Consider the following 18,666-nt stretch of genomic DNA (forward strand, 5'->3'; position numbering starts at 1 on the left):
TGATCCGTTCTGCCCTCCTGCACGTCCACGACCTGAACGGGAGTACCGCCCCGTGGCCACTTTCCTCTACAGACTCGGCCGGTTCGCCTTCCGGCGACGGCATGTCACCGTCCTGATCTGGGTGGCGCTGCTGACGCTCGCGGGCGTCGGCGCCGCCTCCGCGCCCGCCGCCGGCTCCTCCTCCTTCTCCATCCCGGGCACCGAGGCCCAGAAGGCCTTCGACCTGCTGGAGCAGCGCTATCCCGGCATGAGCGCCGACGGCGCCACCGCCCGGGTCGTCTTCAAGGCGCCCGCGGGCGAGAAGATGACCGACGCCGCCAACAAGGCGGCCGTCGAGAAGACCGTCGCGGAACTGGGCGACGGCTCCGAAGTCGTCTCCGTCAGCGACCCGTTCACCACCCGCGCGGTCAGCGCGGACGGGACGATCGCCTACGCCTCGGTGACGTACGAGGTCCCGGCCATGGAGCTGAAGGACTCCTCCAAGGAGGCCCTGGAGACCACCGCGCACAAGGCGCAGGCCGCCGGGCTCACGGTCGAGATGGGCGGCGACGCCCTGCAGCCCGAGCCCGAGACGGCGGCCACCGGCGAGATCATCGGCCTCGCCCTCGCCGCGGTCGTCCTCGTCGTCACCCTGGGCTCGCTGGTCGCGGCCGGACTGCCGCTGCTGACGGCGATCATCGGGGTCGGCATCGGCGTCTCCACCATCACCGCCCTCGCCAGCGCGCTCGACCTGGGCGACACCACCTCCACGCTCGCCCTGATGATCGGTCTCGCGGTCGGTATCGACTACGCGCTGTTCATCGTCTCCCGCTACCGGTCCGAGCTGGCCGAGGGCAGGGGCCGCGAGGAGGCGGTGGGCCGGGCCGTCGGCACCGCCGGGTCGGCGGTCGTCTTCGCGGGACTCACGGTCGTCATCGCGCTGGCCGGACTCGCGGTCGTCAACGTCCCGATGCTGACCAAGATGGGTCTCGCGGCGGCGGGCACGGTCGTCGTCGCCGTCCTCATCGCCCTCACCATGGTCCCGGCGCTGCTCGGCTACGCGGGCCGCAAGGTCCGGCCGGCCGGCGAGAAGGGTGGGCTGCTCGGACGCGGCAGGGGGAAGAAGTCCACCGCAGGCTCCGCCGCGGTCGCCGGCGCAGGCTCCGCCGGGGTCCCCACCGCGGACGCCGCCGGGAGTGCGGTCGTGGCGAAGCCCGGACTGGGCACCCGCTGGGCGAGCTTCGTCGTCCGTCGCCCGGTGGCCGTGCTGCTGCTCGGTGTGGTCGGCCTCGGAGCGGTCGCGGTGCCCGCCACCCAGCTGGAGCTGGGCCTTCCCGACGACGGCTCGCAGGCCACGTCCACCACGCAGCGCCGGGCGTACGACCTCCTCTCCGACGGCTTCGGCCCCGGCTTCAACGGCCCCCTGATGGTCGTCGTCGACGCCAAGGACAGCGCGTCCCCGCAGCGGGCCGCCACCGCGGTGACGGACGGGATCAAGGGCCTCGACGATGTCGTGACGGTGACCCCCGCGACGTTCAACAAGGCCGGCGACACCGCGATGATCACGGTGATCCCGAAGTCCAAGCCGTCCTCGACGCAGACCGAGGACCTGGTGCACGCCATCCGTGACGCGGGGGCCGGCGTGAGCGCGGACACCGACGCGAAGGTGCTGGTCACCGGTGCCACCGCGATGAACATCGACTTCTCGCAGAAGCTCACCGACGCGCTGCTGCCGTATCTGGCGCTCGTGGTGGGCCTCGCCTTCCTCCTGCTGATCGTGATCTTCCGGTCGGTCCTGGTCCCGCTGAAGGCGGCCCTCGGCTTCCTGCTCAGCGTGCTGGCCGCGCTCGGCGCCGTGGTCGCGGTCTTCCAGTGGGGCTGGCTGGCGGGGCTGATCGGGGTCGAGGAGACCGGGCCGATCATGTCGATGATGCCGATCTTCATGGTGGGCGTGGTCTTCGGTCTCGCGATGGACTACGAGGTGTTCCTCGTGACCCGCATGCGCGAGGCGTACGTGCACGGTGAGAACGCGCACCAGGCCGTGGTGACCGGCTTCCGGTACAGCGCGCGGGTGGTCGCGGCCGCCGCGGCGATCATGATGGCCGTCTTCGCCGGCTTCATCGGCTCCGGCGAGTCGATGATCAAGATGATCGGCTTCGGTCTCGCCATCGCCGTCTTCTTCGACGCGTTCGTCGTCCGCATGGCCATCGTCCCGGCCGTCCTCGCCCTCCTGGGCGACCGGGCCTGGTGGCTCCCGAAGTGGCTCGACCGCGCGCTGCCGAACGTCGACGTCGAGGGCGAGGGACTGCGGACGGCCGACACCTCCGGTGACGTGGCCGAGGACGACGAGGACGAGGACGAGGACAGGGAACTGGTCCGCGCCTGACGCGGGCGCCCGCACAGAATCAGGACCGCAGAATCAGGACCGCCGGTGAGGCCCCGTGGAGACGGGCGCCCTCACCGGCTTCCGTGCGAGGGGTGAAGATGACGGGTGACAGGAGAAGAGGCGCGAGGACCGAGAGAACCGACAGAGCCGACGTGTGTGCCGGGACCGGGTGACCGGCGTGCGTGGCGGGGCAGGGGGTGCGGGCATGCGTGACGGGGTTGAGGTGTCTGGTGTGCGTGACGGGGGAGGGGTGTCTGGCGTGCGCGAGGAGGCCGTGGGGACCACCGGGCGTGACGAGGGCGAGTTGCTCGGCGTGCGCGAGGAGGCCGTACGGGCGGGCGGGGCCGACGACCGGATACGCGAGGCCGACCGGACCCGTGGCGCCGAGCCGGCCGGTGAGGTCGAGGCCGGTGAGGCCGGGCGGGGCGAGCGCCCGGGCGAGGCCAACCGGGCGGGCGAGTTCGGCGGGGCCAACCGGACTGGCGGGACCGACCGGGACGTGCACACAGGTCGGGCCGGCCAGGCGGAGCAGGCGATGCGGGTCGGTGGGGCCGACCAGGTCGATGAGGGAGGCGTCCCCAGCGCGCCCGACCGGGGTGCGCGGGCTGGTGGGGCCGAGCAGGCGGAGCAGGCCGGTCAGCGCCTCGGCGAGATCGGCCGGGTCGATGGGGCGGGCGGGCTCGGTGTGGCCGAACAGACCCGGCAGCGCGTCGGCGAGGTCGGTCAGGTCGATGGGGTGGGCGCGCCCGCCGGCTTCGACCGGACCGGCGGGTCGGAGCCGGCAGGGCGGGTGGACGAGGTGGTCGCGACGGCGGTGCTCGGGACGAGCGGGTCGGGCCGCCCCTCCTCGGGGCCGAACGCGAGACCCTCCGCGCCTTTCTCGACCATCACCGCGCGACCCTTGCCATGAAGTGCGCGGGTCTCACCGACGAGGAGTTGCGGCGTCGGTCGATGCCCCCGTCGACGCTGTCGCTGCTGGGTCTCGTACGGCACATGGCGGAGGTCGAACGGGCCTGGTTCCGCCGGGTGTTCGAGGACCAGGACGCCCCCATGGTGTGGTCGAAGGAGATCGACTTCCAGGCGGCGTACGACGCGAGCGCCTCGACGCGGGCGGAGGCGTTCGGGGCCTGGGAGGCGGAGGTGGCGACCTCGCGGCGTATCGAACGGGAGGCGGAGTCCCTGGAGCTCACCGGTCGCCAGCCGCGCTGGAACGAGGACGTCTCCCTGCGGATGGTCATGATCCACGTCCTGCTGGAGTACGGCCGGCACAACGGCCACGCGGACTTCCTGCGGGAAGGGATCGACGGGACCGTGGGGGCGTGAGGGCCGACGGGGCCGCGGGCACCTCGGGGACCGCGCACGAGCCCCCGCCGGCCCGCGCGGGACGCCTCCGGCGCCTGCGGCGGCACATGCGGGCGGTGGACGGGCGGGGCGTGACCGGGGTCGTCGTCGGCGTCGGGAACGTGCTGCTGTGCTGCGTGCTCCTCCTGGCCGCCGTCGGCGTGCTGTTCGTGGAGCCGGCCACCCGTGCCGAGGAGACCGCGGCCTGGCATCTCGCGGGCCGGATCTACGGCTGGTGGTTCCTGGGCGGCCTGGTCCTGCTCCCGGCGCTGGGGATGACGCGGACCCTGGCCGTCCACCTGGCCACGATGATCGCGGCCCCTGCCGTGCTGTTCACGCTCGTGGTCCTGGCTGCCGTACGGTGACCGCAAAAGGCGCCCGACCCACGAGGCGCCCTTGGCGGACTCCTGGGAAGCGCACAGCAAACCCTCATAGCATCACGCGCATTCCATGACGGGGACACTCGGAAGGCGTGGTTCGGCATCATGAGCACAGCACCCGGCAACAGCGGCGGCCACCGCCGAGGGCACCACCACGACGACGAGTTCGACAGAGGGCTCTCCCACGACCTTCCCGTGCTGGCCCGCCGCCGCATGATCGGACTGCTGGCCGGCGCGAGCATGGTCCCGTTGCTGGCGGCCTGTTCCACGGACGACTCCGGCACCGGCTCCGCGTCGGACGCCTCCTCCTCCGGCTCGTCCTCCTCCGGCTCGTCCTCCTCCGGTACGTCCTCCTCCGGCACCTCCGGCTCGGACTGCGAGGTCATCCCCACCGAGACGGCCGGCCCGTACCCCGGTGACGGTTCGAACGGCCCGAACGTCCTCAAGGAGAGCGGTGTCGTCCGGAAGGACATCACCAAGAGCTTCGGCTCGGCGGACGGCGTCGCCGCAGGCATCCCCCTGACGATCACCCTGACCGTCGTCGACCGGTCCTCCGGCTGCGACACCCCGAAGAAGGGCGCGGCCGTCTACCTGTGGCAGTGCGACCGCGAGGGCCGGTACTCCCTCTACTCCGACGGCGTCACCGACGAGAACTACCTGCGCGGCGTCCAGGAGACCGACGACGAGGGCCGGCTCACCTTCACGTCGGTCTTCCCCGGCTGCTACCCCGGCCGCTGGCCCCACCTCCACTTCGAGGTCTACGACAGCCTCGCCGACGCCACCGCGGCCGGGAAGACCGCCGCCGTCTCGCAGCTCGCCTTCCCCAAGGACGTCTGCGAGACCGTGTACGCCACGGACGGCTACGGCGACAGCGTCCGGAACCTCGGCGAGCTCTCCCTGGAGACCGACATGGTCTTCAGCGACGGCTACGACCAGCAGCTCGCCACCATGAAGGGCAGCACCGGCAAGGGATACACGGCGACCCTCACCGTGCCGGTCTGACCCCCCGGAGCCGTTCAGTTCGGGCCGAGGTGCGCCGTCTCCCCCCACCGCGTCGGCCGCAGCCGTCCCCCGTCGCTCTCCCACTGCGAGACCGAGGCGTTGGGGACGGGCGGCAGCGCGCCGGGGGAGGCCGCGCCGAGGCCCGCGCAGACCAGACGGACGGCGACGGCGATCGCGTCATGCGCGACCAGCAGCACCCGCCGGCCCCCGGCAACCCGGTCCAGCTCGGTGACGAAGTCCCGCACGCGCAGCACCACATCGGTCAGCGCCTCCCCGCCCGGCGGACGGTAGTACCAGTCGCCGACCAGGGCCCGCCGGTCCGCCTCCTCGGGCGAACGGGCCCGTTGCGCGCTCGGCGGGTGCAACTCGAAGATCCCCGTCTCCCGGTCCCGCAGCCGTTCGTCGACGAGAAGCGGGGGCGGGACCACACGCGGATGCCCGGCCATCGACTCCCAGGTCTGCCGGGCCCGCACGTACGGCGAACAGACCACCAGGTCCGGCCCCGGGCCGCCGTCTCCCCTGCCTCCGTCCGCGGAGATCCCCGCCAGCCACCCGCCCAGTGCCTCGGCCTGCGCCCGGCCCCGCCCGGACAGCGGGACATCCGCGTCCCGGCCCGGCAACGGCACGGTCGACCCGGTCCGCTCGGCCTCGGCGTACGCCACGTTGGCGGTGCTCTGCCCGTGCCGGACCACCCACAGCGACGCGAGGGCGTACGGCGGCGCGAGCCCCTCCCCGGGCGCGAGCCCCGTCCCGGGCGCGGGCGTCCACCCCTGCCCGGACTGCCCGGACGCCCCGGTCAGTGCGCCACCGGCACGGCCGTGTAGGTGCGCCGCAGGAAGCGGATCAGTGCCTTCGTGTCGAACTGCATCACCGCCACCCCCTGCGCGGAGTGGAACTCCATGACCGCCTGGACGCGGCCGCAGGGCCAGATGCTCACGGGCCCGGAGGTGGTGGGGGTACGTAGGCCGCGTTCGAGCAGCTCGCGGGGGAAGGTCCACTCGTCGGGACCGGGCAGGCGCACGCGGACGGCGGAGGCATCGCTGTCGGGGTCGTAGCGCAGGACGACCGGCACGGTGTCCCGGTCGTCGGGGGTGTCGGTGACGACGTGGGCCCGGGCGTACTGCTCGACGGTGACAGACATCGGGCTGCTCCTCACGCTGAGTGACCCAAGCAGAAGCTGTGAATCCGCTGTCCACTGCCTCTCCAATGTCGCATATTTTCCGCCCGGCGCCCCCGGAGGGCCCACTGGACGACCCGCCGGAACGCCCTAAGGCCGCCCTAAGGCTGCCGGAAGGCCGCCGGAAGGCCGCCGGAAGGCCGCCCGCAGGCTTCGGCGAGCCTTGCGCAGTCCGCAGTGACGCGCTCTTGCAACAGACTCGCAAGAGGGCTCTATCATCGTAAGGTTCCAGCCAGCCGCGGCTACCAGGAGAGCGAGCCCTCGTATGCACGTGCCCGACGGATTCATCAACGCCCCCGTCTCGGTGGCAGCCGGAGTCGTCGCCGCCGGCGCGGTCGCCGTGAGCCTGCGCGGGGCCCGCCGGGAGCTGGCCGAGAGGACGGCGCCGCTCGCCGGCCTCGTCGCCGCGTTCATCTTCGCGGTGCAGATGCTGAACTTCCCGGTCGCGGCCGGGACCAGCGGACATCTGCTCGGTGGCGCCCTGGCCGCGATACTCGTGGGCCCCTACACCGGGGTCCTGTGCGTGTCCGTGGTGCTGCTGATGCAGGGCATCCTCTTCGCCGACGGCGGCCTCACCGCGCTCGGCGTGAACATCGACGTCATGGCGGTCGTCACCTCCGTCGTCGCCTACGCCGTCTTCCGCGGGCTGGTGAAGGTCCTCCCCGGCAAGCGCCGCTCGGTCACCGTCTCCGCCTTCGTCGCCGCCCTGGTCTCCGTGCCCGCCGCGGCCGCCGCCTTCACGCTCGTCTACGCGGTCGGCGGCACCACGGACGTGCCGATCGGCTCGGTCCTCACTGCCATGGTCGGCGTCCACGTCCTCATCGGCATCGGCGAGGCCGCGATCACCGCCGCCACGGTCGGCGCCGTCATCGCCGTACGCCCGGACCTCGTGTACGGGGCCCGCGGCCTGACCACCCCGCTCAAGCTGCGGATCGACGGCGAACTGGTCGACGCCCCCGCCGCCGCGCCGGCGGCCCCGCCCGCCCCCGTCGCCGCCCGCTCCACGCGCAAGGTGCTCCTCGCCGGCCTCGGCGCCTCCCTCCTCCTCGCCGGTGTCGTCAGCTTCTACGCGTCCGCCAGCCCCGACGGGTTGGAGAAGGTCGCCGCCGACAAGGGCATCGACGCCAAGGCCGAGGACCACGCCGCCGCCGGTTCCCCGCTCGCCGACTACGGCGTCGAGGGCCTCGACAACGCCCGGCTCGCCGGCGGTCTCGCGGGCGTGATCGGAGTCGGTGTCACCGTCGTCGCCGGCACGGGCGTCTTCTGGGCCGTCCGCAGGCGGCGCGCTGGCGAGGACGTGTCCCCCTCCGCCGTCCCCGGGAACGTCGGCTGACATGGGTGCCGGCCACGCCCACAAGCTGTACCGGCACGCGCACTCGCCCGTGCACGCGCTGCCGCCGCACACCAAGATCGCGGCCGTCTTCGCCTTCGTCGTCGTCGTGGTGTCGACGCCCCGGGAGGCCGTGTGGGCGTTCGGGCTGTACGCCGTGCTGCTGGGCGTGGTCGCGTACACGGCCCGGGTGCCCGCCGGGTTCCTGCTGCGGCGGCTGCTGATCGAGATCCCGTTCGTCGCGTTCGCCGTGCTCATGCCGTTCGTGGCGCAGGGCGAGCGCGTCGAGGTCCTCGGGATGTCGCTGAGCGTCAGTGGGCTGTGGGGCGCCTGGAACGTCCTCGCCAAGGGAACCCTCGGCGTCGCCGCCTCCGTCCTCCTCGCGTCCACCACCGAACTCCGCGCCCTCCTCCTCGGACTCCAGCGGCTCAGACTCCCCCCGCTCCTCGTCCAGATCGCGTCCTTCATGATCCGCTACGGGGACGTGATCACCGACGAGCTGCGGCGGATGCGGATCGCGCGCGAGTCACGCGGGTTCGAGGCGAGCGGCGTACGGCACTGGGGGGTCCTCGCCAAGACGGCCGGGGCGCTGTTCATCCGCTCGTACGAGCGCGGTGAGCGGGTCCATCTGGCCATGCTCAGCCGGGGGTACGCGGGAACCATGCCCGTGATCGACGAGGTGACCGCGTCCCGGGCGCAGTGGTCGTACGCGTTCGCCCTCCCGGTCGCCGCGCTCGTGGTGTGTCTGCTGGGATGGAGCCTGTGACCGTGTCCGAGAACCCCGCACCCCCGTCCCCGTCCCCGTCTCCGTCTCTCGAAGTCGCCGGGCTGGCCTTCGCTTACCCCGACGGCCATCAGGCCCTCTTCGGCGTCGACTTCACCGTCCGGCGCGGTGAGCGGGTCGCGCTGCTCGGGCCGAACGGGGCCGGCAAGACCACGCTCGTCCTGCACCTCAACGGCATCCTCACCGGGGGCGCGGGCACGGTGACCGTCGCGGGGATGCCCGTCGGCAAGCGGCACATGGCGGAGATCCGGCGGAAGGTCGGCATCGTCTTCCAGGACCCGGACGACCAGCTGTTCATGCCGACCGTCCGGGAGGACGTGGCCTTCGGGCCCGCGGCGGCGGGGATGGCGGGGGCCGAGCTGGAGGCCCGGGTGGACCGGGCCCTGGCGCAGGTCGGCATGACGGAGTTCAAGGAACGGCCGCCGCACCACCTCTCGTTCGGGCAGCGGCGGCGGGTGGCCGTCGCCACCGTCCTCGCCATGGAGCCGGAGATCCTCGTCCTCGACGAGCCGTCCTCCAACCTCGATCCGGCGTCGCGCCGTGAACTCGCGGACATCCTGCGGGCGTTGGACGTCACCGTCCTCATGGTGACGCACGACCTGCCGTACGCGCTCGAACTGTGCCCGCGTTCGCTGATCCTCAGCGAGGGGGTGATCGCGGCGGACGGGGCGACGGGCGAACTCCTCGTCGACGACGCCCTGATGCGGGCCCACCGCCTTGAACTCCCGTTCGGCTTCGATCCCCGGTCGGTGCGGGTGGGGTAGGGGCGGGGGAAGGGTGCGTGGTCGGGTGCGGCCCGGTGGGGCTTCTCGCGCAGTTCCCCGCGCCCCTGAAAAGCCGGGGCTGCGCCCCGTGCTTTTCAGGCCCGCAGGGCCGTGGTCTTTCAGGCCCGCAGGGGCCTGATGCTTTTAGGGGCGCGGGGAACTGCGCGACCAGCCCCCACCGGACCCGCACCCGACAACGCACCCCCGGCGCCCCCCACCCCCTGGACCCCCCACCCCCCGGACCCCCCACCCCCCAACGCCCCGCATCCGCGACAATGACCCCCGTGACGAACGAAGCGGATGCGCAACCGCACGGATCGCTGCTCCTCGACGAGCAACTCTGTTTCGCGCTGTACGCGGCCCAGCGTGCCGTGACCGCCGCCTACCGCCCGCTGCTCGACGAACTCGGCCTCACCTACCCGCAGTACCTGGTCATGCTCTCCCTCTGGGAGCACGGCGAGACCACCGTCAAGGAACTGACGGCCGCCCTGCGGCTCGACTACGGCACGGTCTCCCCGCTGCTCAAGCGGCTGGAGTCGGCCGGACTGCTGCGCCGGGAGCGCTCGCTGCGGGACGAGCGTTCCGTCCGGATCACCCTCACCGGCCGCGGCGAACAGCTGCGCGACCGCGCGGCCGCCGTCCCCGCCACCCTCGCCGCCGCCACCGGACTGCAGGCCCCCGAGGTGGCCCGGCTGCGCGAGGAACTGTGGCAGGTGACGGCCCGCGCGACCAAGGCGGCGGGCCGCTGAGCATCGGTGACCTCGTGGCCGGTGACCTTTTGTTACCCATGGTTACTACCCCCTGGTAACCGCTGTCCCCTACCGACCGGTACCTTGTGCACGATGTATTCGTGCGCGCCTGTCCTGGGGAGGCCACGCGCTCGTCCTGGGGGAGGCCAAGGAAGTGACTGACCACGCCGCGGTGGAGACCGGTGCGGACAGCCGTCCGGACACGCGTCCGACGAAGATCATGTACGTCGCCGAGGCCACCGCGCACGGCGGCCGGAGCGGGTACATCACCAGCCAGGACGGCCAGATCGACCTCAAGGTCGCGATGCCGCCGGCGATGGGCGGCGACGGCGACGGCACCAACCCCGAGCAGCTGTTCGCGGCCGGATACAGCTCCTGCTTCCACAACGCGCTGGTCCTCGTCGGCCGCCGCGAGGGCTACGACCTGACCGGCTCCACCGTCGCCGCGAAGGTCGGCATCGGCCCCAACAAGCAGCGCGGCTACGGCCTCGCCGTCGCCCTCAGCGTCTCCCTCCCGGTCATCGACCAGGAGATCGCGGCCAAGCTCGTCGACGCGGCCCACCAGGTCTGCCCGTACTCGAACGCCACCCGCGACAACATCGAGGTCACCATCCTGCTGGGCTGAGCGCGGCGGAGCGGCGGGGGAGGCTCCGCAACAGGCCCCGGGCGGCAGGAATCGAGCACCGTGCCTGTACGTTGCATCCGTCGTCGCGGCGAGCGGTCGCGACGGGCGGTGGGGGCGCGCGGTCGAGGAGCGTGACCGCGGCGGGCGAACGGACAGGAGCACCGGTGTGGACGTGAACGGTACGGTCGCCGGGGGCTTCGAACCGGTCAGGACAGCGTTCGTACGCAACTTCGAGGCGCTCGGCGAGCGGGGCGCGGCGGTCGTCGTGTACCTCCACGGGCGCAAGGTCGTCGACCTGTGGGCCGGCACCCGTGACATCGACGGCGACGAACCCTGGCGGCACGGCACCGCCCAGATCATGCGTTCGGCGACGAAGGGGGTCGCCGCGGCGGTGGCGCTGATGCTGGCCGAGCGCGGTGGACTGGACCTCGACGCGCCGGTGGGCCGCTACTGGCCGGAGTTCAAGGCGCACGGCAAGGACCGCACGCTGGTGCGGCACGTGCTGGGTCACCGGGCCGGGCTCCCCGTCCTGGACCGGCCCCTCACCCCCGCCGAGGCCCTCGACCCGCGCCGGGGACCGGCGGCGGTGGCCGCGCAGGCCCCCGCCTGGGAGCCCGGCACCGATCACGGCTACCACCCGCTGACGTACGGCTGGATGCTCGACGAACTGGTCCGGCGCGTGACCGGGCGGGGTACGGGCGAGTGGATCGCGTCCGACATCGCCGCGCCGCTGGGCCTGGACGACGACCTGTGGCTGGGCCTGCCGGACGCGGTGGCGGCGGCCGGACGGGTCGGCCGCGCGGGCCGTCTGGAGTCGGCACCCGAGCCCACGGGCGGCCTCCGGGTGCGCGCCAAGCGGACGGTCACCGAGGCGTACGACGACCCGGACTCCCTCACCCGCCGGGCCTTCGCCGCGATCACCCCGTTCCCGGACCAGAACGACCCGGCGTACCGCGCGTCCGCCCTCCCCGCGACCAACGGCATCGCGACGGCGGACGGCCTGGCCCGCTTCTACGCGGCGCTCCTCGGCGAGGTCGACGGCGTACGGCTGTTCGCCCCGGCGACGCTGGCGGCGGCCCGCGCCGAGGAATCCGCCGGACCCGACCGCGTCCTCGTCATCAACACGCGCTTCGGCCTCGGCTACATGCTCCACGGCACCGCTTCCCCGCTGCTCGGCCCGGGCTCCTTCGGCCACCCCGGCCGGGGCGGCCCCCTGGGCTTCGCCGACCCGGAGAGCGGCATCGCCTTCGGCTACGTCACCAACGGCTACCGCAAGACGGTGACGGCGGACCCCCGGGCGCAGGCGCTCGTCAGGGCGGTGCGGACAGCCCTGCCGCAGGGCTGATCAGGGCAAGCGCGATCCGCCGCGGAGGGGCCGCCACGGATGAGCGGCCGGACCGGCCCAGGGCTCCCCCGCTGGTGTCCTGGCCCGGTCCCGGTGATCCGGACGGCCGCACTCCACGGCGGCGATCACCAGGATGCGCGGAAAAACCACCCGTGTCGTTGGCTGACGGTCCACTGTCACTTGGCAACGCGTCCACTGTTCGCCACGGGCAGGGCCGGGCCAGGCCGGGGCGGGGTGATGCCGTCCGGCCGTCCGCGACCCTTCCTGCCGTTCAGAGAGCTATCGGATGGGACGTCCGCCCCGACGCCGAGTCGATCTCGTCGTGGGCCTTGGTGAGGAGCTTCATGGCCAGCTCGTTCAAGGCCCGCGCACCGGCGATCTCCTCACCGACCCGCGGCTGCGAGGCGTCGGTGCGGTGACGGCTGGCATAGCCGTTCGCACGTACTTCCTGCCCGTCGGGGAGCCGTACGAGCGCCGCCGCCCGGGTGCGCTGGTCGTCCTCCTGGAACTCCAGCTCGACGTGCCATCCGACCGTGGACTTCATCATGACGATCACCTCCGAAACCACTCCCTCCAGAGTGCGCCTCCCCACCCACAACCGCACGACCGCCCAGCGCCACAAGATCGCCCACCCGGTTATCCCGCCCGCAGCATCAGACCGATCCCCACCACCAGCAGCCCCGCCGCCACGAGTCTCGGGGCTCCGAAGCGTTCCTTGAAGAACACCGCCCCGATGGCCGCGCCGACGATGATCGACGACTCTCTCAGGGCCGCGATGGGGGCCAGTTCCGCCTTGGTCTGGGCCCACAGGACCAGGCCGTACGCCAGCACCGACAGGGCGGCTCCGAGCAGGCCCACGGCGGCGAAGGGGCGGAGTCGGGCCACCGTTCCGCCGCGCCAGCGCCACACCGCGTACGCGGGGATCGCCAGCCCCTCCAGGGCCATCAGCCAGGCGATGTAGCCGAGGGCGGACCCGGAGGCCCGTACGCCCAGGCCGTCCACGACCGTGTACGCGGCGATCGACAGGCCCGTGGCCAGCGCCGCGCCGATCGCCGCCCAGTGCGGACGGTCGCCGCGCAGGCCCCACAGCGCGACCCCGCTCAGCCCGGCGCAGCTCAGCAGGATGCCGGCCGCCGCCCAGCCGTCCGGGACCTCGTGCGCGAAGACGGCGGCGAGGACGGTGACGACGAGGGGTGCGGAGCCGCGGGCGAGGGGGTACGCCTGGCCGAAGTCGCCCAGCCGGAAGGACGTCATCAGCAGCACGTAGTAGACCAGGTGCACGATCGCCGAGGCGATCAGGTACGGCCACGCGCCGGCCGCCGGGAGCGGCACGAACGGCACCATCACGAACCCGATCAGTGCCCCGCCGCCGGCTATCAGCGTGAAGCCGACCAGCTTGTCCGTGATCCGGTGCGCGAGGGCGTTCCAGCCGGCGTGGGTGACCGCGGCGAGGAGCACCGCCGCGGTGACGGCCGGGGTCACGCGTGCGGCTCGCGGACGTCCACCAGGGTGGCGCCCGCGTGGGCGATCAGCGTCGCCGGAGCCATGGGGAAGACGGTGTACGGGGTGCCGGCCGCCGCCCACACCGTCGGGTGGTCCAGGAGCGAGCGGTCGGCGAGGACACGGGTCCGCGTCCGGTGACCGAAGGGCGGGACCCCGCCGATCGCGTACCCGGTCGTCTCCCGTACGACGTCCGCGCGGGCCCGGGTGACCTTCGTGGCGCCGAGTTCGCGCCGGACCGCCTCCAGATCGACCCTCGACGCGCCGTCCATGAGCACCAGCACCGGGACGCCGTCCGCCTCGAAGATCAGCGACTTGCAGATCTCGCTCAGTTCGCAGCCGAGCGCGGCGGCCGCCTCCGCCGCGGTCCTCGTCGCCTCCGGGAAGCGGCGGATCCGGGCGTGCAGTTCGCCCAGGCCCAGCCCGGTGAGCGCCTCGGCGAAACGGGGGTGGGCCACGGAGCCCTCGGTGTCCTGCGTGGGGTTGGTCATGCGGGCACGCTAGCGGTGCGTGTACGGGCCATGCGAGGGGATTGTGGGGAGGTCCGGTGGCCCCGGTGGCCGCGGGCCCGGTGGTCCATCCAGCCACAGAGACGGCACTGGACCTGCAACGGCGTTTCGCTGACGATCTGGGCATGACACAGACCCCGACCGCCGACGGCACCCGCGCCTTCCTGATCCTGCACGGGTGGCAGAACCACCGCCCGGCCGCCCACTGGCAGCACTGGCTGGCCGACCGCCTCACCGACCTGGGCCACGAGGTGGCGTATCCGCAGCTGCCCGAGCCGGACGACCCGGACCTGGAGCGGTGGCTGGCCGAACTGGACGCGCTGCTGGGCGAGTTGGCGGGCCGACGGATCACGGTGGTCTGCCACAGCCTGGCCTGTCTGCTGTGGCTGCACGCGGTGGCGCGGGACGACGTCCTGTCCGGCCCCGTCGACCGCGTCCTGCTCGTCGCCCCGCCCGCCCCCGAAGTCGCCCTGGACCACCCGGAGATAGCCGAGTTCGCCCCGCCGCCGCCGGACCCCGCCCGGCTGGCGGCGGCCGCCTCGTACACCCGGGTCGTGGGCGGCGACGACGACCCGTACTGCCCCGGCGGCGCGGCCGCGGTCTACGCCGGGCCGCTGGGCCTGGACGCCGACGTACTCCCGGGCCAGGGCCACCTGGACCTGGACGCGGGCTACGGCTCCTGGCCGTCGGTCTTCGACTGGTGCCTGGACGCGACGCCCGGATCGTACGAGAAGGCCCCCGTGCACGGCCGTACGTGACCGACGCCGACGCCGAAACCGACGCCGAAACCGACGCCGAAACCGACGCCGAAACCGACGCCGACGTCGAAACCGACGCCGAAACCGATGTCGAAACCGATGTCGAAACCGATGTCGAAGGGGACGCCGACGCGGATGTCCGCCGCCGGTCACCCCGGGCTCAGCCCCCGCTGCCCGCCTTCAGCAGCGCCGCCACGATCGGGCCCGCCGACTCGCTGCCGTGGCCGCCCTGCTGGACGACCCCGGCGGAGGCCAGGTCGCCCTTCCAGGCGGTGAACCAGCCGTTGGGCTCCTTCTGGCCGTCGACCTCGGCGGAGCCGGTCTTGGCCCCGAAGTCGGGGCCGAGACCCGACATCGCCTCGGCCGCCGTACCGGCCGCGGCGGTGTACCGCAGGAGTTCGCGCAACTGGGTGCGGGCCTCGGCGGACAACGGCCGCGCGGCGGTGGCGAGGGTGCGGCCGTCGACGGACGGGGCGACCAGGTAGGGCTGTTTGAAGGCGCCCGTCTTGGCCGTCGACACCACCGACGCCATGTTCAGCGGATTCATCCGCACACCGCCCTGGCCGATCAGCGAGGCCGCCATCGGGGCGTCGCGCTGCACCGGCACCGCGCCGTCGAAGCTGGACACGCCGATGGCCCAGTTGTTCAGGCCGAGCCCGAAGACCTGCTGGGCCTCCAGGGTCAGGGAGTCGTCGTCCAGCTTCTTCGCCTGGGAGATGAAGGCGGTGTTGCAGGAACGCGCGAAGCTGGCCTTGAACGTGCCGTTCCTGATCTGGAACTTGTCGTCGTTCTGGAACTTCCAGCCGCCGTACGAGGAGAACTTGGGGCAGGGGTGGACCTTCTCCGCCGACGCGAGCCCCTTGTCGATGAGCAGCGCCGACGACACGATCTTCATCGTGGAGCCGGGAGCCAGGGAGCCCTGGAACGCCACGTTGAAACTGCCGGAGTTGGCCGCGGCCAGGATCTCGCCGGTCGAGGGGCGCATCACCACCACCGACGCCCGCTTCGTGGCCGCCACCTTCGTCTCGGCGAGGGCCTGCAGCGCCGGGCTGAGCGTCGTCCTCAGCTCCCCCGGGGTGCCCTCGCTCAGCTCCAGCAGCGTCTTGTCGGCGGCCTTCTCCTTCGTGGACCTGGTGGAGCCGGCCGACTTGGTGGACTTGGCGGAGGACCCGCCGTCCGACCCGGTCTTCTCCGGGTCCGCGCGGACGATCCGCAGTTCGACGCCCGCCCTGCCGCCCGCCTTCTTGCCGTACTTCTCCCTCAGACCGTCCAGCACCGAGCCCAGCGACGGGTACTTCTTCGTCGTCAGCTCACCGCCGTCCCGGTCGAGGGCCTTCACCGGGGGCGTGCCCGCCTCGCCGGTCACCAGGCGGTCGCCCTCGGCCAGTTCGGGGTGGACGACGGACGGCCGCCAGTCGACGACGGGTTCGCCGTCCTTCTTCGCCCGGACGACGGTGAGGGCGCTCTCGTAGGTGAGCGGCTTCTGCGTGCCCTTGTAGGAGACCGTGCCCTTCACCGTGAACGGCACCTCGTCGCCCGCGCGTCTGCCCCGGGTGAGGGTGACGTCCTTGACGTGGGCGTCCTTGGCGAAGCCGGTCAGCGCGGCCTTCGCGGCCGCCGCGTCGTCCGTGGCGGCGGCCGCCTCGGTGACGGTGCCCTTCTGCCAGGCCGTCAGGAACGCGGTCGCGGCCGTACGGACCTCACCGGCGGACAGGGGCCCGCTCTTCACGGCCTTGGCGTCGGCGGAGCCGTCGTCGGCCGACGCGCCGGCGCCGAACACCGTGTACACGGCGAACGCGCCGCCGCCCAGGGCCGCGACCGCCGCTCCGCCCAGCACGAGATGCCGCCGCGGCCTCCCCGACTTCGCGGCCTTCCGCTCGTCGACACGCCTTCTCTTACCCACGCTCCGACCTTCCGCTGCCCCCGACTGCCCTCTCGTCCCACAACGAGAACCCCCACACTAGAGTCCCGCGGGTCACTCCGTGGGTGGGGCCGGGTTTGTCCGCGGGTGGGTGGGGGCCGGTCGCGCACCCCCCGCGCCCCTGAAACGCGGGGGCTGCGCCCCACCGCGTCTCATCGACCCGCTCACCCCCCGGCCTTCAGCACCTCCACCACGATCGGACCGGCCGCCTCGCCGCCTCGGCCGCCGCCCTCCGACATCGCCGCCGCCGCCACGTCCCCGCGGAACCCGGTGAACCAACTGTCCGCCACGGCCTGCCCGTCGATCTCCGCGGAGCCGGTCTTCGCCCCGATGTCACCGCCGAGTCCGGACATGACGGTCGCCGCGGTCCCCCGGGTCGCGGTCAGCCGCATCATCTGCTTCAACTGCGCCGACGTACCGGCCGACAGCCCCTTGGCGGTGGCCAGCTTCCGGTCGTCCAGCTCCGGGGACACCAGGTACGGCTGCCGGAAGGTGCCCGTGATCGCCGTGGACGTCACCGAGGCCATGTTCAACGGGTTCATCAGGACGTCGCCCTGGCCGATGGCGTTGGCGGCGCGGTTCGGCCCGCCGGAGGGCGGCACCTTGCCGTCCATGGAGACGATGCCCGTCTTCCAGTCGTCCCGGCCGATCCCGAACCGTTCCTGCGCCTCCCGGGTCAACGACTCGTCGGACAGCGGCTTCTCGTCGATCAGCTTGATGAAGGCCGTGTTGCAGGACCGCTCGAAGCTGTTGGCGAGCGTCGCGCTCGACGTCTCGTCCGCCTTCAGGCCGGGCAGGTTCTTGAAGGTCTGGCTCATCCAGGTCGCCGTGTCGGGGCAGGGCGCGGGGCCGTTCATCGAGGTCACGCCGTTGTCGATGAGCATCGCGGCGGTGATGATCTTCATCGTGGAGCCGGGCGGGAGTTCACCCTGGAAGGCCGCGTTGAAGTCGTCGTCGCGGTGGTTGGCGACGGCCAGCACCTGTCCGGTGCTGGGCTGCACGGCGACCACCGACGACTCGGGGTGCTGGGTGACCGCCCGCTCGGCCGCCGCCTGGATCCCCGCGCCGATCGTGGTCCGCAGCTTGCCCGCCCTGCCCTTGACGAGGGTCAGCAGGGTGGTGTCGCCGGCCTCCGCGGCGGCGTGGTGGATGCCCAGCTCGATGCCGGGGGTGCCGCCCGCCTCGGCGCCGTATCGGTCGCGCAGGGTGTCGAGGATCGGCCCGAGGGAGGGGTACTTCTCCTTCGTCAGCACCTTGCCGTCGCGGTCCACGGCCTCGATGGGCGGCGCCGCCGCCTCCCCGGTGACCAGCGTGTCCCCCTTCTTCAGCCCGGGGTGCACGACGGAGGGCCGCCAGTCGACCAGGGCCCGCCCGGTGGTCTTCCCCCGCACGACGGTCAGCCGGCTCTTGTAGGCGAGGTCCTTGCTCTTGCCCTTGTACGACACGGTCGCCCGGACGGAGAACGGGACGGTCCTGCCGCCGCTGCCGGTGGGCTCGTCCGGCTCGATCCGTACGTCGTCGATGCGTGCGACGCCGGTGAAGCTGTCGAAGACCTTCCCCGCGTCCAGCGCGTCGTTCGTGTAGGACGCCGCCGCCGACGGGTCGCCCTTCTCCCACGCCGCGAAGAACTTGTCCGTGGTCTCCCGGACCTCGTCCGCGTCCGGGGGCCCGGTCCGTTTCTGCGGACTTCCCCCGTCCCCGTTCAGCGCCGTCACGAAGTTGTACCCGCCGTACCCGGCACCGCCCAGCATCGCCGCGAGCACCCCGCCGACTATGGCGCCCTTGACCCCCTTGCGCATGACGCGACTCCCCCTTTGAACGCGTTCAGAAACCGCTTGCCGGGGCTCACTGTAGGCACGCCGGGGTAACACGTGGGGCAAATGACTCCCGTGTGTGCCCTGATTGTTAGCCCGCCGGAGCTGGGCGCGCCGCTTCCGGCCATCACACCCAGGTATCCAGCCACATCCGCGACCGCCACGAGTCGATCGGGATGGGCTGGCCGGTGTGCAGGGGCGAGAGGTGGATGCAGTCCGCAGGGCGGGGCCCGATGGGGCCCTACGGCGCGTTCGCTTCCTCTGCGGGCCGTCTCGGGAACCCCAGGCCCGCCCCTGGGCCG

19 protein-coding genes are annotated in these 18,666 nt (G+C 72.7%); 12 read left to right on the forward strand and 7 right to left on the reverse strand.

All coding sequences use genetic code 11. The features are described from left to right. Nucleotides 1–52 precede the first annotated feature (52 nt). The 5 genes from PYR72_RS28485 (at nt 53) to PYR72_RS28505 (ending at nt 5,088) form a co-directional block, all read left to right on the forward strand. The gene (locus PYR72_RS28485; protein ID WP_275457946.1) at nt 53–2,365 is read left to right on the forward strand and encodes an MMPL family transporter; all 2,313 of its coding nucleotides are present in this window, start codon (nt 53–55) and stop codon (nt 2,363–2,365) included. A gap of 259 nt (nt 2,366–2,624) precedes the next feature. Beyond that, the gene (locus PYR72_RS28490; protein ID WP_275457947.1) at nt 2,625–3,275 is read left to right on the forward strand and encodes a hypothetical protein; all 651 of its coding nucleotides are present in this window, start codon (nt 2,625–2,627) and stop codon (nt 3,273–3,275) included. After that, nucleotides 3,272–3,688, forward strand: a complete 417-nt coding sequence (locus tag PYR72_RS28495; protein ID WP_275457948.1) for a DinB family protein — start codon at nt 3,272–3,274, stop codon at nt 3,686–3,688. The genes PYR72_RS28490 and PYR72_RS28495 overlap by 4 nt, the downstream gene beginning before the upstream one ends. Further along, the gene (locus PYR72_RS28500; RefSeq protein WP_275457949.1) at nt 3,685–4,071 is read left to right on the forward strand and encodes a hypothetical protein; all 387 of its coding nucleotides are present in this window, start codon (nt 3,685–3,687) and stop codon (nt 4,069–4,071) included. Before PYR72_RS28495 ends, PYR72_RS28500 begins: the two co-directional genes overlap by 4 nt. Nucleotides 4,072–4,191: 120 nt before the next feature. Then, on the forward strand, nt 4,192–5,088 hold the full coding sequence (locus PYR72_RS28505; RefSeq protein ID WP_275457950.1) for an intradiol ring-cleavage dioxygenase: 897 nt from the start codon (nt 4,192–4,194) through the stop codon (nt 5,086–5,088). A gap of 14 nt (nt 5,089–5,102) precedes the next feature. Here PYR72_RS28505 and PYR72_RS28510 read toward each other — a convergent pair whose 3' ends face one another. Together PYR72_RS28510 and PYR72_RS28515 are read right to left on the reverse strand one after the other, a co-directional pair. After that, on the reverse strand, nt 5,103–5,780 hold the full coding sequence (locus tag PYR72_RS28510; RefSeq protein WP_275457951.1) for a histidine phosphatase family protein: 678 nt from the start codon (nt 5,778–5,780) through the stop codon (nt 5,103–5,105). Between the two features lie 104 nt (nt 5,781–5,884). Then, nucleotides 5,885–6,229, reverse strand: a complete 345-nt coding sequence (locus PYR72_RS28515) for an SsgA family sporulation/cell division regulator (RefSeq protein ID WP_275457952.1) — start codon at nt 6,227–6,229, stop codon at nt 5,885–5,887. A gap of 301 nt (nt 6,230–6,530) precedes the next feature. Between PYR72_RS28515 and PYR72_RS28520 the strand changes: the two genes are divergently transcribed. The 6 genes from PYR72_RS28520 to PYR72_RS28545 all read left to right on the forward strand — a co-directional run bounded on the left by PYR72_RS28520 (nt 6,531) and on the right by PYR72_RS28545 (nt 11,862). Continuing rightward, nucleotides 6,531–7,598, forward strand: a complete 1,068-nt coding sequence (locus PYR72_RS28520; RefSeq protein WP_275457953.1) for an energy-coupling factor ABC transporter permease — start codon at nt 6,531–6,533, stop codon at nt 7,596–7,598. Nucleotide 7,599: 1 nt separating this feature from the next. Further along, nucleotides 7,600–8,361: a cobalt ECF transporter T component CbiQ gene (cbiQ, locus tag PYR72_RS28525; RefSeq protein WP_275457954.1), complete on the forward strand. Its 762-nt coding sequence runs from the start codon at nt 7,600–7,602 to the stop codon at nt 8,359–8,361. Then, nucleotides 8,349–9,143, forward strand: coding sequence for an ABC transporter ATP-binding protein (locus PYR72_RS28530; protein WP_275457955.1), 795 nt, complete (start codon nt 8,349–8,351; stop codon nt 9,141–9,143). The genes cbiQ and PYR72_RS28530 overlap by 13 nt, the downstream gene beginning before the upstream one ends. 275 nt (nt 9,144–9,418) lie before the next feature. Further along, a complete protein-coding gene (locus PYR72_RS28535) occupies nt 9,419–9,892 on the forward strand; it encodes a MarR family transcriptional regulator (protein WP_275457956.1) in 474 nt (157 codons plus the stop codon). Nucleotides 9,893–10,046: 154 nt separating this feature from the next. After that, entirely contained in the window at nt 10,047–10,517 is a 471-nt protein-coding gene (locus PYR72_RS28540) for an organic hydroperoxide resistance protein (protein ID WP_275457957.1), read from the forward strand. A gap of 166 nt (nt 10,518–10,683) precedes the next feature. Continuing rightward, nucleotides 10,684–11,862, forward strand: a complete 1,179-nt coding sequence (locus tag PYR72_RS28545) for a serine hydrolase domain-containing protein (RefSeq protein WP_275457958.1) — start codon at nt 10,684–10,686, stop codon at nt 11,860–11,862. 271 nt (nt 11,863–12,133) lie between these two features. On the opposite strand, the gene PYR72_RS28550 is transcribed toward PYR72_RS28545, so the two are convergent. The 3 genes from PYR72_RS28550 to PYR72_RS28560 all read right to left on the reverse strand — a co-directional run bounded on the left by PYR72_RS28550 (nt 12,134) and on the right by PYR72_RS28560 (nt 13,853). Further along, nucleotides 12,134–12,409: a DUF1876 domain-containing protein gene (locus PYR72_RS28550; RefSeq protein WP_037724654.1), complete on the reverse strand. Its 276-nt coding sequence runs from the start codon at nt 12,407–12,409 to the stop codon at nt 12,134–12,136. A gap of 89 nt (nt 12,410–12,498) precedes the next feature. Then, the gene (locus PYR72_RS28555) at nt 12,499–13,344 is read right to left on the reverse strand and encodes an EamA family transporter (RefSeq protein ID WP_275457959.1); all 846 of its coding nucleotides are present in this window, start codon (nt 13,342–13,344) and stop codon (nt 12,499–12,501) included. Continuing rightward, entirely contained in the window at nt 13,341–13,853 is a 513-nt protein-coding gene (locus PYR72_RS28560; protein WP_275457960.1) for a YbaK/EbsC family protein, read from the reverse strand. Before PYR72_RS28560 ends, PYR72_RS28555 begins: the two co-directional genes overlap by 4 nt. Before the next feature lie 143 nt (nt 13,854–13,996). Here PYR72_RS28560 and PYR72_RS28565 point away from each other — a divergent pair, with 143 nt between their 5' ends. Then, nucleotides 13,997–14,629, forward strand: coding sequence for an alpha/beta hydrolase (locus PYR72_RS28565; protein ID WP_275457961.1), 633 nt, complete (start codon nt 13,997–13,999; stop codon nt 14,627–14,629). Nucleotides 14,630–14,789: 160 nt separating this feature from the next. On the opposite strand, the gene PYR72_RS28570 is transcribed toward PYR72_RS28565, so the two are convergent. Beyond that, nucleotides 14,790–16,532 (reverse strand): penicillin-binding transpeptidase domain-containing protein, encoded by a 1,743-nt coding sequence (locus PYR72_RS28570; RefSeq protein ID WP_275457962.1) that lies wholly within the window; start codon nt 16,530–16,532, stop codon nt 14,790–14,792. A gap of 182 nt (nt 16,533–16,714) precedes the next feature. Next, on the reverse strand, nt 16,715–18,349 hold the full coding sequence (locus tag PYR72_RS28575; protein WP_275457963.1) for a penicillin-binding transpeptidase domain-containing protein: 1,635 nt from the start codon (nt 18,347–18,349) through the stop codon (nt 16,715–16,717). Nucleotides 18,350–18,666: the final 317 nt, after the last annotated feature.

It is taken from the genome of Streptomyces sp. VNUA24 (genome assembly GCF_029167005.1).
Classification (GTDB): domain Bacteria; phylum Actinomycetota; class Actinomycetes; order Streptomycetales; family Streptomycetaceae; genus Streptomyces; species Streptomyces scabiei.

Bases quoted from the DNA above. Each gene is read 5' to 3' on its own strand.
- PYR72_RS28495 (WP_275457948.1), top strand. From the start codon at position 3,272: ATGAAGTGCGCGGGTCTCACCGACGAGGAGTTGCGGCGTCGGTCGATG.
- PYR72_RS28505 (WP_275457950.1), top strand. From the start codon at position 4,192: ATGAGCACAGCACCCGGCAACAGCGGCGGCCACCGCCGAGGGCACCAC.
- PYR72_RS28515 (WP_275457952.1), bottom strand. From the start codon at position 6,229: ATGTCTGTCACCGTCGAGCAGTACGCCCGGGCCCACGTCGTCACCGAC.
- PYR72_RS28520 (WP_275457953.1), top strand. From the start codon at position 6,531: ATGCACGTGCCCGACGGATTCATCAACGCCCCCGTCTCGGTGGCAGCC.
- cbiQ (WP_275457954.1), top strand. From the start codon at position 7,600: ATGGGTGCCGGCCACGCCCACAAGCTGTACCGGCACGCGCACTCGCCC.
- PYR72_RS28530 (WP_275457955.1), top strand. From the start codon at position 8,349: ATGGAGCCTGTGACCGTGTCCGAGAACCCCGCACCCCCGTCCCCGTCC.
- PYR72_RS28535 (WP_275457956.1), top strand. From the start codon at position 9,419: ATGACCCCCGTGACGAACGAAGCGGATGCGCAACCGCACGGATCGCTG.
- PYR72_RS28550 (WP_037724654.1), bottom strand. From the start codon at position 12,409: ATGATGAAGTCCACGGTCGGATGGCACGTCGAGCTGGAGTTCCAGGAG.
- PYR72_RS28560 (WP_275457960.1), bottom strand. From the start codon at position 13,853: ATGACCAACCCCACGCAGGACACCGAGGGCTCCGTGGCCCACCCCCGT.
- PYR72_RS28565 (WP_275457961.1), top strand. From the start codon at position 13,997: ATGACACAGACCCCGACCGCCGACGGCACCCGCGCCTTCCTGATCCTG.
- PYR72_RS28575 (WP_275457963.1), bottom strand. From the start codon at position 18,349: ATGCGCAAGGGGGTCAAGGGCGCCATAGTCGGCGGGGTGCTCGCGGCG.